The sequence below is a fragment of the Pseudomonas sp. JS3066 genome, from assembly GCF_036328175.1.
Lineage (GTDB): Bacteria > Pseudomonadota > Gammaproteobacteria > Pseudomonadales > Pseudomonadaceae > Metapseudomonas.
In genome coordinates, this window is record NZ_CP143313.1 from 1 (window position 1) to 14504 (window position 14504).

Here is a 14504-nt window from a genome sequence, read left to right on the forward strand (position 1 = left end):
GCCACGACATTGGACGCCGCGCGCTCGCGCGCCTGCCGGCTGAAGTCGGCACTTGAAAGCCGCAAAGTCCATGCTGAAGTACTCAACTACTGTCGCGCCGAACTGCTGGATGAAAACTACTTCCATGCCGTCTTCGAGTCGACCAAAGGCGTCGCCGAGCGCATCCGTTCCATGTCGGGCCTGACCATGGATGGAGCCGAGTTGGTGAACCGGACGTTTTCGACGCAAAACCCGATCCTGGTTCTCGGTTCTCTCGCCACCGAATCTGAGAAGAGCGAGCAAAAAGGCTTCGCCCATCTGCTGGTAGGCCTCTTCGGCGCCGTGCGCAACCCACTCGCCCATGCCCCCAAGACAAACTGGCCGATGTCCGAACAAGATGCCCTGGACATCCTGACACTGGTATCACTCATTCACCGCAAGCTGGATCGCACGCTGAAAGCGAATACCGCGGCGTTGTAGCGGCTCCCCGTGTCTCCAGAGGATGGGGGTACTACTCTTTCGCGGGTGATCGGCCGGCGCCAAGACAGCCATCACGTAAGCCGTCAGTGCAACTGCTCGACAAGCTCTTCCAACTCGACGAGCCCTGCAGCGCGGCATTCCAGATCCTGCGCAATGGCGAGCATGTCGGTGAGCACGCAGGCCACGCGCCATGTCTGATTGAAGCTCTCGCTCATCTCCGCCTCGCTGCAGTACCCAGCGTGAACTGCGGCCCGATCGATGGGCCGAGGCCATCGGCGCAGATCGAGCGCCGGGTGGCTGAAATACGCATCGCCGAAGTCGATGATGCCAGTCAACTGCCCGGTCTGCGGATCGACGAAGACGTGCTCGAGGCCGGGGTTGCTGTGCAAGGCCACCCAGGCGTCTGCGTCCGGCAAGGCGCGCATCGCGAGGCGCGCCAACTGCAACGGGTCGACCGCAAATGGCCAGGGCTGGGCCGCCCGAGCCACGGCTGCGACAGCGTCGTCGAAGAGGCCGCCGAACCGTGTGCGAACGTCGGCCGCCGTGTGGTCGCCGGGGATCAGGCGCGCCTCGAACACGGGTTGCTGAGGGATTGCGTGAATGCGACGCAACATGCGCCCCAGGTCAACCAGCGTACGCCGGCGGAGGTCACCGTCGAGCCTTGCCGAGTGTATCGGCTCGCCGGGCATGCGCGTCATCAAGGTGTACTCGATCCCGGGCTTGGCAACGCCCCCACCGAGGACTCGTGGAACGCATACGCCCTCCAGGCCTGCCAACTGCTCCAAAAGGAAACGCTCCTTCGCCAGGCTCGTTCGCGCGCGCAGCTGTTGTGGTCGCTGAACCTTCAGGATCAGGCCGTTGTCGATGGCATAGGCGCGCGCTTCGCCGCCGCTCTCGTCGACGGCCCTGACGGCCTTCGCGCCCGCCGCATGCAAGCGCACGATCGCGAGCACCGCGTCGGGATCGAGCACCGGGTCGGCCGCGTCGGGTTGTATGTAGAAGTCCTTGCCCATGTCTGTCCTCCAACGTCAACGTTGATGCCAATCCCAGCCTGCCGTCTCCATGGCCAGCAGCGCGGCGAAGCGACCCCGGCACCGAATCAACTCGTCCGGCGCGCCTTGTTCGAGGATGCGACCGTCCTCGATCACGATGATGCGATCGGCCTCCAGCGCCGTTGACAGCCGATGCGCCACGATCAGAACGGCACGGCTCGAGTCGTGCGCGTCGCGGCGAAGAGCGGCGCGGAACGCAGCGTCGCTGGCGTGGTCGATCGCGGCTGTCGCTTCGTCGAGCAGCAGCACGCGAGGCTGGCGCACCAGCGCGCGCGTGAGCGCGAGCAATTGCCGTTGGCCCGCGGACAACGCGGCGCCGGCCTCACCCGCGTCCAGGGGCGTGTCGTAGCCCTGCGGCAGTGCCCGGATGAACGCATGCGCGCCCGTTGCCTTGGCCGCGGCTTCGCAAGCAGTCCGGGTCACGAGGACGTCGCCCATCGTGAGGTTGTCGAGCACGCTGCCGCTGAACAGTTGCAGCGTCTGCGGCACGACGCCCAGGCGCTGACGGCGTTCCTCGTCCGTCATGGCGCGTGGATCCGCGCCCGCCACGTGAATTTCACCGGACCAGGGCGCATACAGGCCACCGGCGAGGTGCATCAGGCTGCTCTTGCCAGCGCCGGTGCGCCCGACCAGCGCGACGTGCTCGCCTGCGCGAACGCTCAAGGAGAAGCCGTTCAGCACGAGGCGATCGGCGACGTAGCCGAAGATCACATCCTTCAACTGGATCAACGGCTCCGGTTCGCTCCTTGCCTGTTGCACGGAATGGGCGACCGGTGTTTCCTCGACCGGCAGCGCCAAGACCTGGAACACGCGCTCCGCCCCGGACAGCGCGCTCTGCACGGTCTGCCATTCCTCGCCCAGCGTCGTTATCGGCGCGAAGAAGCGGCGAAACAGCAGCACGAAGGCCGTGAGCGTGCCGATAGAAACACCCCAGCCCGCCAGCGCGCCCTCGGCGCCTGCCCACAGCAGGCCGCAGACGATCAGCGACGCCAGGATGGCCATCAGCGGCGTGTAGATCGTTGAATAGCGTGTGGCCGCGAGATAGGCGTGTTGCGTGGCCTGCAGAGCGCCACGAAAGCGGTGCTCGAAGAACCCCGTTCGTCCGAAAGCACGAATGACCTCCGCGCCACCGAGGGTCTCCACGAGTGCCGTGTTGACGCTTCCCACGGCCTCCCGGCTGGCCCGTTCAGCGGCCAATACCCGCAGCTGGAACCAGCGCGTGAACCACAGCAGGGGCGGCACGGCCAGTCCGCAGAGCAGCGTCAGCGAGGGACTGAGCACGAGCATCGTCACCGTGATCGTGACCAGTCGCACGAGGTCGGCGACAAGGCTCGCGATGCCCGACGAGAACAGGCGGTCGATGGTGTCGATGTCTGCGGTGCAGCGACTGACGGTGTCACCCAACGGGGTCGTGTCGAAGTAGCGCGCAGGCAGCCGTTGCAGATGGCCAAACAGGCGCGCGCGCAGGTCGCGCAACGCCCGTTGGGCTGCGATCGCGGTGCCGTACGCAGACGCGAAGCCCAACGCCTGCTGCCCGGCCACGACCAGCAGGTAGAGCACGCCCAGCAGCATCAGGCCGTCGCCACGGCCCACGGCCAAGTGGGCGTCCACGGCCTGCCGCACGAGGAGCGGCGGCAGCACCTCCAGCGCCGCACCGGCAAGCACGCAGGCTGCGATGGCCACGAGCAGGCGTCTCTGCGGCGCCAGTAGCGAGCCCACCTGGGCGGTCGTGAGTCCTCGGCGTGTTGTCGGTGCCGGCTGTGACTGTGTTGCGGTCATGCGTCCTCCGGCTGTGCCATCGCGACCTGCGCCGCGTAGATCCGTGCATACAGGCCGCCCGCCAGCATCAGCTGTTCATGAGAGCCTCGTTCGACTATGCGTCCTCCATCCAACACGACGACGAGATCCGCCTGCGGGAAGGCCGCCAGCCGGTGCGAGCACAGGACGATGGTGGCCTGTCGCGCGGCCGGCGCCCCGCGGCCGAACTCCGCGCGCAGGCTGGCAATGATCTGAGCCTCCGTCGCGACGTCGACCGCCGAGAACGGATCGTCCAGCACCAGCAGCCGAGGTCCCGCCGCCGCCGCGCGTGCCAGTGCGACGCGCTGCCGCTGACCGCCGGAAATGCGAATGCCGCGCTCGCCGATCTCGGCATCGACGCCGTGCTCGAAGCCCGAAACGTCCTTCGCAAGCGCGGCGATTTCCAGGGCGCTCATCGTGGCGAGGTCGGCCTGCTCACGTCCCATGGTGATGTTCTCGCGCACCGTACCCGAGAACAGGAAGGGCTCCTGCGGCAGGTAACCGATGTCACCGCGATGTCGTGCGGGCGTGTCGCCGTCCAGGGAAACGGTACCGCCGGCGAGCGGGTACAGGCCCAGCAGAGCCTTCGCCAGCGCACTCTTGCCCGAGCCGACCGGCCCGGTCACTGCTACGAACGCGCCTGCCGAAATCTCGAGCGAGACCTGGTTCAGCGCCGTGACGGCGGCGTCGGCGTTGCCGTGAGAGAAGCTCACGTTGTGCAGGGATACGGCGAGCCCGCGTTCAACTCGTGACGCCGGCTCGGTGAGAGTCGAGCGCGGAGTCGTTCCGGCCAGGTAGCCGGCGCGAAACGACGCGAACCGATGCTCCACGCGAGCAGGCACGGCCGCAGCGAGCAAGGGGGCGAGCCGCGCGTAGGCTGCGCCGCCTGCTTGCACCGAGTTCACCAGCTGCGGCACCCGAAATCCGCGCCCGGTGAAGCGCAGAAAAAGGTCCAGATAGGTCACGAACGCCCCCAGCGTCCACGCGCCTGCGATGACTTTTTCGCCGCCTTGCCACAACACCAGCACGATGCCGGCCGCCATCAGCGTGGTGTAGACCGCGGGCAGGCCGGCGCGGGGCCGCGCCACCGCGAGATTGGTGTGCGCCTGTGCATCTGCGAGCCGCTCGATCCGCGTCTGTGCGGCCTGCTTCATCCCCAGTAGCCTCGCGACGCGGATGCCGGACAGTTGCTCCTGCAGTCCCGCGGTCAACGCGCCGTTGGCTTGTCGAGCCGCCGTCGTACGTTGGTGAATAAAGCGTCCGGCGGCCCAGGCCAGCACCATCGCGAAGGGCACGGGAATCAGCGCCTGCAGGGTCAACGACCAGTCCAGCACCAGCATGGCGACGAAGAACGACATCAAGAACAGGAGCGTGTCCCAGGTCTCGACGATCACCTCGCGGATGCCGATGCCCAGCACCTCGACGTCACCGATGACGCGCGCCATGGTGTCGCCAACAGGCGTGGCAGTCAGCTTTGCCATCGGCCAGGCGAGCACCCCGCGCAGCGCATCCGCGCGCAGATTGGCGCGGATGCGCGCGTTGGCCGTCATCAACCACCAGCGCTTGCCCAGTCGAGGCAGTTCTGTGGCGAGGGTTGCCGCGGCGAACAACGCGACGGCCTGCAGCAGCGTCGCGCGCGTCGCCTGGCCATGCGCGAAGTGCGTCGCGGCGTCGATCGCGCGCCCGAGGCACACGGCGGGCAGGACCACGGCTGTGTTCATGACGACGCCTGCCAGGGAGCCGAGGACAAGCTGCCCGGCGGTCTGCCGGTAGTAGGGACGCAGTTTCCAGAGGTAGTGCGCCATGTCAGTCGCCTGCGTGCATGCAATCCCTAACCGTTCACGGCTCTCGTTTGGGCATGGGCCGCACCAGCCCCCGATACACAACGAACTGCGCATCGTCCTTGTATTGCAGCTCCTGTCCGTCGCGCAGGACGCTGTAGCAGATCGGTTCGTCCTTGCTGATTTCCGGCTGCAGCAGGCATAGCTGATTGCCTTTGACGGACCAGCGCGCAGACCGCTGGCGGCCGTTCTCCGATCGCTCGACGCGCCCGTCCGCGAAATACTTGTGCCCCCAATGGTGTTCATCAGTCACGTACTTGCCGCTGATGGCGGCACGGATCTGCGGGCCAGTCAGCGGCACCTCCTTGGCAGTCGCGGCAAGTGCGCAGAACACGGCTCCGGCGGCGGTGAGGCGCGCGAGGTGCCGGGTGGGGCTGCTTGGGAGGCGCTGCGGCACCGAGCTGAAGGTTTTCTTCGTCATTTCGCAGCCTTCTGCGCGTCCAATGCCTTCTTTACCGCCAGGGCCAGATCCACGGCTTTGCCCTTGCCCCAGTAATGCAGAAAGACGTAGCGCGGTTCCTCGTGGGTCATGTGCTGGTGGATTGCCACGATGTTGATGCTCTGGCCACGCATGGTCTTCAGGACCGTCTGCAGTTCGTTTTCATGCATGGCGAAGTCGCCATCAACCACCGCATGCTCATCGTCGCCGGCAAAGGCCGCCCAGGTATTGATGCCCATTTCATTGCCGACGGTGGTTCCATGCATCTTGGCTGTGCGGCCAAGGGTTACTTTCACCATGCCATCCTTGACCTGCGCCTTGCTGCCCAGAATCTCCTCGATGGGTGCAGCAGTCACATGGCTTGGCGATGCGATGTCACCCGCGAAGCTGCTGGCCGGCGTGCCTTGGGCGGCGCGCACCTGCGCGATGCGGTCGTACACCGCCTTCACGCCTGTGGCGAGCTTGCGTGCATCCCCCATGCCGCCGATGTGCATGAAGAAGACCTTGGGTTGGTCGAAGAAGAAGTGGTTGTGCAGCGCAGTCACTTCCAGGCCGTTGTCCAGCGCGGCGCTCATCGCCGGGTTGACTTCATCCTCGAACAGCACCGTATCGCCCATCATCATGGTGGACGAGCCCATTGGCGTGAACGCGGCCCAGGAGGTGAGCCCCATGAACGGTGGCATGGTCCAGCGATCGACATTGATCTTCACGTCGTCGCGTGGCTTGCTGACCTTGAAGACGTTTTCCGCCTGGTTGTAGCTGCCCTTGAGGCCGGTGGCCGTTTCGATGGCAGCCGTGTCGATGGCCTGGGCCATGGCCGGGGCGCCTGTAGTAAGCAGGCCCGCGGCCAGGGCCAGTGTGGAGAGGGTTAGACGCAGCATGGTGTTTCCTTGGTAGTTGGCGGGATGCAGCTCCGGGGGCTGGCCGGAGCGGGTAATCGAGGCAGGTGCCGGTCAATCGAACGGATATTTCGACGACAGAGGTTCCGGAGTGACCTCGTAGAGGTCTTGGCCGTGGGCGCGCAGCAGATAGGCCTTGCCTTTGCGCAGTACCGTCCAGCATTCGGGCTCTACACCCGTGCTGATGCTTACGCACAATTCCTTGCCCACGATCTTCCAATGCCCCTGGTGCGGCCGCCCCAGTTCAATGGACTTCGTGCGTCCATCGGGAAGGAGGTAAGCGGACCAGTGCGCGCCTTCGGATATGACATTGCCGACGAAGACTGTCTTGATCTGCGCGCCGGTGAGTTCGCTGGGGCCGGGCGCTGCCGATGTCGCCACCAGGCTCAGGGACTGAATGAGTGTGGCGAAGGCAAGACGGGGGATTGCGGACATTTAGTGCATTTTCAATTGGGCGGATCAGGCTGGCATGACCGGCGGCCAGTTGTGTGTCTCGGCCTGGCATGCGCGGCACCACGCATAGAGGGCGTCGTACATCACCATGCCGTGCTGGAGCATTTCGTGGTCGTCGCTAAAGTTGTGCGACAGCCCGAGCGAGAGCGCATAGAGCCCTGCTGATTGCGGCGTCAGGTCAAGCCGGGAGGTGTCGGCGCCGCGCACGATCTCGGCTAACTGGCGCAGCGCTGGGTCGTCCAGGTGGTACTTCGACAGGAAGGCATCGAAACTGCACAGCTCACCCACATGGCTTAGTTCGACATTCGGGATGTCGTAGGGGATGGCGCCGGTAGCGTTGGCGGTTTTCAGCACCTCGCTGGCCGGCACATAGAGAAATTCCGCCTGCTGGTCGATGAAGCGCGCAACCAGCCAGGGACAGGCGATGCGGTCGATCTTGGGGCGTTCGCGTGTAATCCACTTCATGGTGCTACTCCTTTGCTTCAAATGTCACGCCAGCAGCGCGACAGGCTTCGATGCCTCCGGCCACGAAGCGTGCATCGAGGCCATGCGCTCGTAGCGCGAGCGCCACCGACTGGCTGACTTCATGGCCGTGCACGCAATACACAAGGACGGGTTTAGAGGAATCGATTTCACGGCTCCAATTTGCCAACTGCACGGGATCGCGCCGAATGGCCCCGGCGATGCGATCAGGCGCTTGTGCGTAGCCTGCCGTGCGTCGCACGTCGATCAGTTGGAGGTCACCGCCGACTTTCTCTGGTGCGGCCGACCAGGGCAGTGCATCAGCCTCGATGGCGGCAGCGTAGCGCTGCATCACGGCATTCCAGCGGATGTTTTGCATGAATGCGTCAACATACGCGGCCGCCTTGGCACCGAAATCCATGTGGTAGGCGTGCTCGTACATGTCCAGTGCCAGCAGCGGTGTGGCGCCGGCCAGCAGGTTCGTATGGTCTGCCGCCCAATGGTTGATCAGCCGCGCCTCGCGTGTGGACCATGACAGCAGCGCCCACCCCGAGCCGCCGCCCATGGCCTTGGCCAGTGCGGAGAATTCCGTGCGCCAGCGGTCAACGCTGCCAAAGTCGCGGGCCAAGGCAACTGCCAGGCCGGAGTCCGGCAATGCACCGTCGCCTCCCAGCGTGTCGAAGTACAGCTCGTGGAGCCAAGCGGAATTGGCGGCGATCAGCTCTTCGCGCTTCAGGCCATTGATCATGAAGACCGGAGCGGTCGGCCAATCCAGGTGCGCCAGTTGCTGGCGAATAGCATCCAGGCGCTTGACTGCGCCGGTGTAGTTATTCGCGTGATGGCTGAGGATGAGTTTCTCGGACAGCCCGTTGAGGGCAGCGAGGTTGATGGTAAGGGGGCGTAGTTGTAAATCCATTGGAGTGTTCCTAGAAATGTGGCAAGTCATGGGTTAAGGCGTGGACTCCTCTCGCTTCTATTCAGCTGTGGGTCACCAGCGGGTAGACGACCAGCCCAATCAGTGCCGCGGCAGCGACAACGATCGGCTCCGGCAACTTCTTGAATTTCCAAAGCAAGGCAGCAGTCCCCAGGGCGAGTAGCGCCGTGGGAACGTCCTTGATCGAGCGCACCCCGATAACTACCACGGCTCCGGCCAACGATCCGATGGCGGCTGCCGTCACGCCATCGACGAATGCCACGATTCCCGGTTTCTTTCCGTATTTCTTGAAGTACGGGGCTGGCAGGACTGTGAAGAGATAGCACGGCAGGAAGGTTGCCAGCGCCGCAGCAACCGCGCCCCAGAAGTCCGCGACCAGAAAGCCGATGAACCCGGTAGTGATGACGACAGGACCGGGAGTGATCATGGCGACTGCGACAGCGTCTAGGAACTGGTGATCGGTCAACCATCCGTACTCTTTGACTACTCCGCTATACAGAAACGGGACGATAGCTAGGCCGCTACCAAAAACAAAACTGCCCGCGTAGAAGAAATACTTGGTGATCTGCCACAGCTTGGTCCAGTCGACGTTGGACAAGCCAAGCAAGGCCAGCAAAGGAATAGCACTGCTGTGCAGCGTGCTGGACGGCTTAATAAATTTCGGCGGCGCGCGCAACAACCACACGAGAACGCCTGCGCCCAGGAACAGCCACAGTTCCTCGGATTGGGTGATGATCGTCACCGCCGCCGCTACTGCAAAGATGGCCCATTGCAGTTTGTCTTTGCCGATGTTCTTGGTAGAGAGCTTCCAGGTGCTGATAGCAATGATCCCAATGACAGCGGAACTCACGCCATAAAACACGGCCTGCATCCAACCCAGACCGCCGAAATGCGTATAGGCCCAACCCAGTCCGATCACCATCAGAAACGAGGGCAGCACAAAAGCGAGGCCCACCAGGGTGGCCCCTAGGAAGCTGTAGTGAACAAAGCCCAGGTAGATGGCCAACTGCGCGGCTAACGGTCCTGGCGCGAGCTGCGCCAAGGCCAGCCCTTCCTTGTAGTCTGCCTCGGTGAACCATTGGCGCCGCTCCACCAAGTCGCGGTCCATGTTGCCAGCCAGGGCCACGGGTCCGCCGAAGCCCAGTGCTCCGAGCCGTAGGAAATAGGCAACCAATTGCCACAGCGTATAGCTGCGAGGCGCCCCACTGCTGATGGCTGCGGCTGGAATGGTTTCATTCATGACGATTCTTTCTACAAAAAAGTGATCTGAGGTGAGCCGTCAAGTTTTGCGGCTGCTGGAGAAGTGGGCGTGGAGCGAATCCAGTACCCCGCCGATGTCGGCCAGTAGTGCGTCGTCGTCTGGCCAGCGTCGGCGTGCGCCGGCCAGAACGGCCTCGAAGCCGCTGGCCTCCGGCGTGGCCGTCCCGCCCACATCGAGCGCATGCACCATCGCGCTCAGGCGCGAGAGGCCGCGATCGTTCTCCAGGCCGAAGCTCGCCAGCAGTACCTCGAACGTCACCCGCTCGCCCACGTGCGAGAAGGTCGCACCGTCGAAGTCGAACCCCAGTGCATCGGCTGGGCTGTCGGCCGGGGCGTCCAGCCACAGAAAGCGCGCATGCGGGTCGATAAAGCGCTGGATCAGCCAGGCGCTCGCCACGCGGTCCACCCAGAGATGGCGGCGCGTGGCCCAGACTCGTCCCTGGTACTGCATGCGATCACGCCGAGCAATGTTGCCCGCTGTTGGCTGCGGCTCACCGGGTGACTGCATGGCTTCGAGGGCGTTGGCGAAATCGCGCCACTGGGCGTCGGCGCGGATCGACGTCTCACCGGGAAAGAAGTCGATTTTGCGGATGACCTCATAGGCACGCGCATGCTTGCGCTGTGTACGCTGGAGTTCGGCTGCGCTCAGGGCGGAGAGCGTCTGGCGTGCTTGCGCCAGTTCCTCTAGCCAGGGGGTGTAATCGGCCGCCCGGTCGAACAACGCCTGAAAGGTGGCCTGTTCGGTCATGTTCCGGGCTTGCACCTGCAGCAGCCAGGCTTGCCCGCCTTCCTGCAGCGCCTCGTCGGCCAATACCTGCAGTTGCGCAGCCTGTTCGGCTTGGGCGGGCAGTAGATAGGCGCCGTCGCGCAAGGCGGCACAGCCGAGCGTCTTGACCGCGCGCCAAATCCGCATGCGTGCCGTGGCGCTCGCGGAGGGGAGGCTGACGATGAGGGTCAGCCAAGAGTCGGAGGTGAGAGTCATGGCAACAGCTTAAATCCATGTCACGGTCGTTGCAATGATGTAGCGATCTCTACAAAATAACTGCTACTGGGTTCAGAAGATTTGCACCCCGCGCTGGGGCGTGTCGGCGCGCGGCGCCGTCAGGCTCTCGGGCGTTGCCCCGTGCTTCGTGCCGAATCACGGCCATGCGGCGTCGATCCTTCACGCAACTGCGGCCCTGATCGCAGATCCGGGCCTGCGCGCTGCGCTTGCTAATACCGGGTGTGCCTGGGTGGCGGGGTGTGGCGGCTTGCTGCTTCTCCATTGTGCCACGGCGTTCTCGCCGTGCAAGGGCGGCGCGTGCTCGCACGCTTGCGGCCTGCGGCCGTCGTTGACCCTTGACTGCTTGCGCTGCGCCGTGCCCCGAAAGGGTCGGGCAATTCCGCCCGGCAACCTTTCAGGAGTTCACCATGAACAACGCACTCATCACTGACGAGCAGCGCATCGTGCTGCTGTCGGAATCCAGCCTGCGCTCTGACGACTCGGCGTGATGCCTTCGCGCCCCTAACGGGGCGTTGCGCGCTTTGCTTGTCTCCAGGGGAAAGCCCTGCGGGCTATCCCCGCCGCGCGAGCTTGGCGCCCCTCAAAGGCCGCCGAGCCGGCTTCCCGATGCCTGGAGCATGAGCTTGTGCATCGAGCCTTGAAGTCCGGGCGTCCCCGGCCAGGAAACATGGCCGGTCGCGCTGTCGTGCTGCGCATCGAACCCCCTGCGGGGTTTCGCCCCTGTCGGGCTTCCATCATTCCCTCGCGCTGATCGGCTGACGCCTCCGGCCCGGCTTCCAGCTTCGGGCCTGCGCGCTTCGCTTGCCGTGCGGTCGGCGCATGGGGAAGGCCGTTGCCTTGTCCAGCCGTCTCCCCTGACTTCATCACCTTGTCCGCGACTGTAGCCCGCTCCCGTGCGCCGTCAAGGCGCGCAGGGCCGTGTCCTCGCTGCGCTGCGGGCCGCACCAACCCTGCGCTTGCCTCCTTGACGGCCCCCGTCCGCGCGCTCCTGACCGTCGCGGGCGATGAACTCAGGAAAGACGGTGGCAACAGGGCCAACCAGGTTCCTCGTGCCGACCGCACCGAACAGCCGAAAGGCTGGGCTCCGAATCTAGGAATCCGGTGTGCGGTTTTCTTCAACAACCAAGTCAGGAGAAAGACATGCTTGCATCCCGTTTTGCTTCCCATTCCCCGGCGCTGCGTTCCGATTACCCCTTGTCGGATGACCAAATCCGGCGCGTGGCCCCGTCCATCTTTGCGGATGCCCCGCATGAGAGCCGTTCCGAGCGGTACAGCTACATCCCTATGTCGGCGCCGATCCAAATCTGAGCCACCGTGCCGACCGAATATTGAGCCAGGGGTGGGGGCCGGCCTTCAGAGGGCCGGCGGTGGATAAGTGTAGGTCTGTCCTGGCTCTTTGACCTCCTCGATGTTGAGTTGAGCGCGCGGGGGAAGCCGCGCAGGGCGTAGCCCGTAGCGGATTTCCCCGCGCGGCGCCGCTTCAGAAGTCGTCCTGCGGCAGCTCGGACTTGCTGCCCTTGCGGGCCTGCTCGCGCGCCTTGATGCGCTTCTTGGCCTCTGCCGTACTGCGGCTGAAGCGGATCGACTCGTTGCCCGTCTCCACGATGTGGCAGTGGTGCGTGAGCCGGTCCAGCAACGCGGTGGTCATCTTCGCGTCGCCGAACACGCTGGACCACTCCGCGAAGTCCAGGTTGGTCGTGATCATCACGCTGGTGTGTTCATACAGGCGACTGAGCAGGTGGAACAGCAACGCCCCGCCGGCCTGGCTGAACGGCAGGTAGCCCAACTCGTCCAGGATGACGAGGTCCATGCGCAGCAAGCTCAATGCAATGCGCCCGGCCTTGCCTTGCGCCTTCTCCTGCTCCAGTGCATTGACCAGGTCGACCGTCGAGAAGAACCGCACGCGCTTGCCATGCCGGGTGATGCCCGATACGCCGATGGCCGTGGCCAGATGCGTCTTGCCCGTGCCCGGCCCACCCACCAACACGACGTTGTGTGCGTCGTCTGTGAAGTTGGTTGCGGCCAGTGTGCTCACAAGCTTGCGATCTACCGGCGAGACCTCGAAGTCGAAGCCGGCGATGTCGCGATGCACCGGGAACTTCGCGGCGTGCATCTGGTGGCTGACCGAGCGCATGGCGCGATCCGTGCCCTCGGCCTGCAGCAAGTGCTCGATCAACCAGCGCGAGGAGTCCACCCCTGCGTTCGTTCCTTGCTCCACCAGGTCGGCCCAGGCGCCGGCCATGCCATGCAGACGCAACGCCTTGAGTTCAACCGTCACGTCACGCGTCATGGCCGGCCTCCTCGGTGGCGTTGTCGGCACGCAGGCTGTCGTAGCGCGCCGTGTTGGCCAGCGGCGGTGTGCTCACCTTCAGCTGCGTCGCAGCCGTCTGCGGCATCGGCACCGCATTCAGGCGCCCCAGCACGTTGACCACGTGCTCCACGCTCACCTTGCCGGGCGGCCCGGTCTCCAGCGCCAGTTCCACCGCCACCAGCACCGCGTCCAGCCCGGCGCTCAGCACGATGGCCAGCACCTGCGCCATCACGCGGTCGCCGCCCGGGTTGCGCAGCAGCCCACGGCGCAGCCTCTGCAGCGGCTCGGGCATGTCGGCGAACGGCGCGCCATTCCTCAGCGCGCCGGGCTTCCTCTGCAGCAGCGGGATGTAGTGCTGCCAGTCATACCGCGTCTCGCCGGCGTTGCTCAGGCGGTCGTGGCGCGCGACGATGTGGTCGTTGGCCACCACGACGACGCTGCCCGGGTACAGCCTGGTGCTGACCATTTGCCCGAACAGCTCGCACGGCACCGAGTAGCGGTTGCGCGCCACCGATACCAGGCAGGTGCTGGACACGCGCGCGGGCTTCTCGACGTAGCCATCGAACGGCGCCGGCATGGGCATCAGATGCGCCCGCTCGTGTTCGAGCATCTCGGCCACGCTGAACTGCTCGTGCTCGGGGTGGCGCACCTCGTCCCACAACGCCCGGCACCGCTGGCCCAGCCAGGCGTTGAGTTCGCTGAAGCTGCCGAAGCGCTGCTTGGCCGCGTCGATCCAGATGCGCCGGCGGCTGTCCTGCACGTTCTTCTCGACGACGCCCTTCTCCCAGCCGCTGGCGACGTTGCAGAAGTCCGGGTCGTACAGGTAGTGCGCACACATGGTCGCGAAGCGCTCATTGACGATCCGGCCCTTACCCTTCTTGACCTTGTCCACCGCGGTCTTCATGTTGTCGTAGATGCCGCGCCGGGCCACGCCGCCCAGGGCTGCAAAGCTGCGGGTATGGGCATCGAACAACATCTCATGGCCTTGGCTCGGATAGGCCACCAGCCAGAAGGCCCGCGAAGCGCATAGCTTCATGTGCGAGACCTGCATGCGGTAGTAGATCCCGCCCACCACCAGCCCTTCCTCGCTCCAGTCGAACTGGAAGGCTTCGCCGAGCTCGAAGGCCAGCGGCACGAAGGCGTTGGCGCTCGCAGATTGACCTTCGCCCTGGCGCCACGCCCGGATGAAGTCGGTCACCCGCGTGTAGCCACCGTCGTAGCCAGCGCCCCTGATCTCGGCGTACAGCGCCTTGGCCGTGCGACGCTCGCGCTTGGGCCGCCGGGCGTCGGCCTTCAACGCCTGCCTGAGCGCCTCGTGGAACGCAGTGAGCTTGTTCGGCTGCTCCCCGCGCCGGTACTTCGGCGGGCCATCCACCTCGCCGTGCAGCCACTTCGCAACCGTGTTGCGCGACAGCCCCGTCATGCGCGAGATCTCGCGCTCCGATTTGTTCTTCCGGGCATGCAAACGCCGGATCCTGCCAATCATGTCCATGGTGATCACTCCTCGTCCTCTGCTGCACAAAAAAACAGCAGAGTAGGTTGAACACCTGGCTCAATTTTGGGTCGGCACAACCCTCATAAGTGGCTCAGTTTT

At 64.9% G+C, this 14504-nt stretch carries 12 protein-coding genes and 2 pseudogenes; 2 read left to right on the forward strand and 12 right to left on the reverse strand.

Translation table 11 applies throughout. The features are described from left to right. A pseudogene (locus SA496_RS28535) lies at positions 1-459 on the forward strand (TIGR02391 family protein); the annotation flags it as partial. 83 nt (positions 460-542) lie between these two features. Here the strand turns inward: SA496_RS28535 and SA496_RS28540 are convergent. The 10 genes from SA496_RS28540 to SA496_RS28585 form a co-directional block, all read right to left on the reverse strand. Beyond that, positions 543-1472 carry a phosphotransferase family protein gene (locus tag SA496_RS28540; RefSeq protein ID WP_047219835.1) on the reverse strand — a complete coding sequence of 310 codons (930 nt, stop codon included), beginning with the start codon at positions 1470-1472 and terminating at the stop codon, positions 543-545. A gap of 15 nt (positions 1473-1487) precedes the next feature. Next, positions 1488-3290, reverse strand: a complete 1803-nt coding sequence (locus tag SA496_RS28545) for an ABC transporter ATP-binding protein (RefSeq protein ID WP_330115687.1) — start codon at positions 3288-3290, stop codon at positions 1488-1490. Further along, complete coding sequence (locus SA496_RS28550) at positions 3287-5113, reverse strand: ABC transporter ATP-binding protein (RefSeq protein WP_330115688.1); 1827 nt, start codon at positions 5111-5113, stop codon at positions 3287-3289. The genes SA496_RS28545 and SA496_RS28550 overlap by 4 nt, the downstream gene beginning before the upstream one ends. A gap of 34 nt (positions 5114-5147) precedes the next feature. Beyond that, positions 5148-5570, reverse strand: a complete 423-nt coding sequence (locus SA496_RS28555; RefSeq protein ID WP_330115689.1) for a hypothetical protein — start codon at positions 5568-5570, stop codon at positions 5148-5150. Continuing rightward, positions 5567-6469 carry a DUF1259 domain-containing protein gene (locus SA496_RS28560; RefSeq protein ID WP_065347125.1) on the reverse strand — a complete coding sequence of 301 codons (903 nt, stop codon included), beginning with the start codon at positions 6467-6469 and terminating at the stop codon, positions 5567-5569. Before SA496_RS28560 ends, SA496_RS28555 begins: the two co-directional genes overlap by 4 nt. A 72-nt stretch (positions 6470-6541) precedes the next feature. Continuing rightward, positions 6542-6922, reverse strand: coding sequence for a hypothetical protein (locus SA496_RS28565; protein ID WP_046987172.1), 381 nt, complete (start codon positions 6920-6922; stop codon positions 6542-6544). Positions 6923-6946: 24 nt separating this feature from the next. Further along, on the reverse strand, positions 6947-7405 hold the full coding sequence (locus SA496_RS28570; protein WP_046987171.1) for a chromate resistance protein ChrB domain-containing protein: 459 nt from the start codon (positions 7403-7405) through the stop codon (positions 6947-6949). Positions 7406-7409: 4 nt separating this feature from the next. Further along, positions 7410-8318 (reverse strand): Fe-Mn family superoxide dismutase, encoded by a 909-nt coding sequence (locus SA496_RS28575; RefSeq protein ID WP_330115695.1) that lies wholly within the window; start codon positions 8316-8318, stop codon positions 7410-7412. A 61-nt stretch (positions 8319-8379) separates the two neighbouring features. Beyond that, positions 8380-9576: a chromate transporter gene (locus tag SA496_RS28580; RefSeq protein WP_330115690.1), complete on the reverse strand. Its 1197-nt coding sequence runs from the start codon at positions 9574-9576 to the stop codon at positions 8380-8382. 39 nt (positions 9577-9615) lie between these two features. Then, positions 9616-10578 carry a chromate resistance protein ChrB domain-containing protein gene (locus SA496_RS28585; protein WP_017406218.1) on the reverse strand — a complete coding sequence of 321 codons (963 nt, stop codon included), beginning with the start codon at positions 10576-10578 and terminating at the stop codon, positions 9616-9618. 1161 nt (positions 10579-11739) lie between these two features. Between SA496_RS28585 and SA496_RS29400 the strand changes: the two are divergent. Then, positions 11740-11892, forward strand: a pseudogene (locus SA496_RS29400) (DUF932 domain-containing protein); the annotation flags it as partial. A 187-nt stretch (positions 11893-12079) separates the two neighbouring features. Here the strand turns inward: SA496_RS29400 and istB are convergent. Next, positions 12080-12889, reverse strand: a complete 810-nt coding sequence (gene istB / locus SA496_RS28590) for an IS21-like element helper ATPase IstB (protein ID WP_005800232.1) — start codon at positions 12887-12889, stop codon at positions 12080-12082. Next, positions 12879-14402: an IS21 family transposase gene (gene istA / locus SA496_RS28595; protein WP_005800234.1), complete on the reverse strand. Its 1524-nt coding sequence runs from the start codon at positions 14400-14402 to the stop codon at positions 12879-12881. The genes istB and istA overlap by 11 nt, the downstream gene beginning before the upstream one ends. Positions 14403-14504 lie beyond the last annotated feature (102 nt).

What these genes read in the sequence shown, in the direction of transcription:
- SA496_RS28565 (WP_046987172.1), bottom strand. Translation starts at nt 6,922, where the DNA reads ATGTCCGCAATCCCCCGTCTTGCCTTCGCCACACTCATTCAGTCCCTG.
- SA496_RS28540 (WP_047219835.1), bottom strand. Translation starts at nt 1,472, where the DNA reads ATGGGCAAGGACTTCTACATACAACCCGACGCGGCCGACCCGGTGCTC.
- SA496_RS28545 (WP_330115687.1), bottom strand. Translation starts at nt 3,290, where the DNA reads ATGACCGCAACACAGTCACAGCCGGCACCGACAACACGCCGAGGACTC.
- istB (WP_005800232.1), bottom strand. Translation starts at nt 12,889, where the DNA reads ATGACGCGTGACGTGACGGTTGAACTCAAGGCGTTGCGTCTGCATGGC.
- SA496_RS28585 (WP_017406218.1), bottom strand. Translation starts at nt 10,578, where the DNA reads ATGACTCTCACCTCCGACTCTTGGCTGACCCTCATCGTCAGCCTCCCC.
- SA496_RS28580 (WP_330115690.1), bottom strand. Translation starts at nt 9,576, where the DNA reads ATGAATGAAACCATTCCAGCCGCAGCCATCAGCAGTGGGGCGCCTCGC.
- SA496_RS28570 (WP_046987171.1), bottom strand. Translation starts at nt 7,405, where the DNA reads ATGAAGTGGATTACACGCGAACGCCCCAAGATCGACCGCATCGCCTGT.
- SA496_RS28560 (WP_065347125.1), bottom strand. Translation starts at nt 6,469, where the DNA reads ATGCTGCGTCTAACCCTCTCCACACTGGCCCTGGCCGCGGGCCTGCTT.
- SA496_RS28575 (WP_330115695.1), bottom strand. Translation starts at nt 8,318, where the DNA reads ATGGATTTACAACTACGCCCCCTTACCATCAACCTCGCTGCCCTCAAC.
- SA496_RS28555 (WP_330115689.1), bottom strand. Translation starts at nt 5,570, where the DNA reads ATGACGAAGAAAACCTTCAGCTCGGTGCCGCAGCGCCTCCCAAGCAGC.
- SA496_RS28550 (WP_330115688.1), bottom strand. Translation starts at nt 5,113, where the DNA reads ATGGCGCACTACCTCTGGAAACTGCGTCCCTACTACCGGCAGACCGCC.
- istA (WP_005800234.1), bottom strand. Translation starts at nt 14,402, where the DNA reads ATGGACATGATTGGCAGGATCCGGCGTTTGCATGCCCGGAAGAACAAA.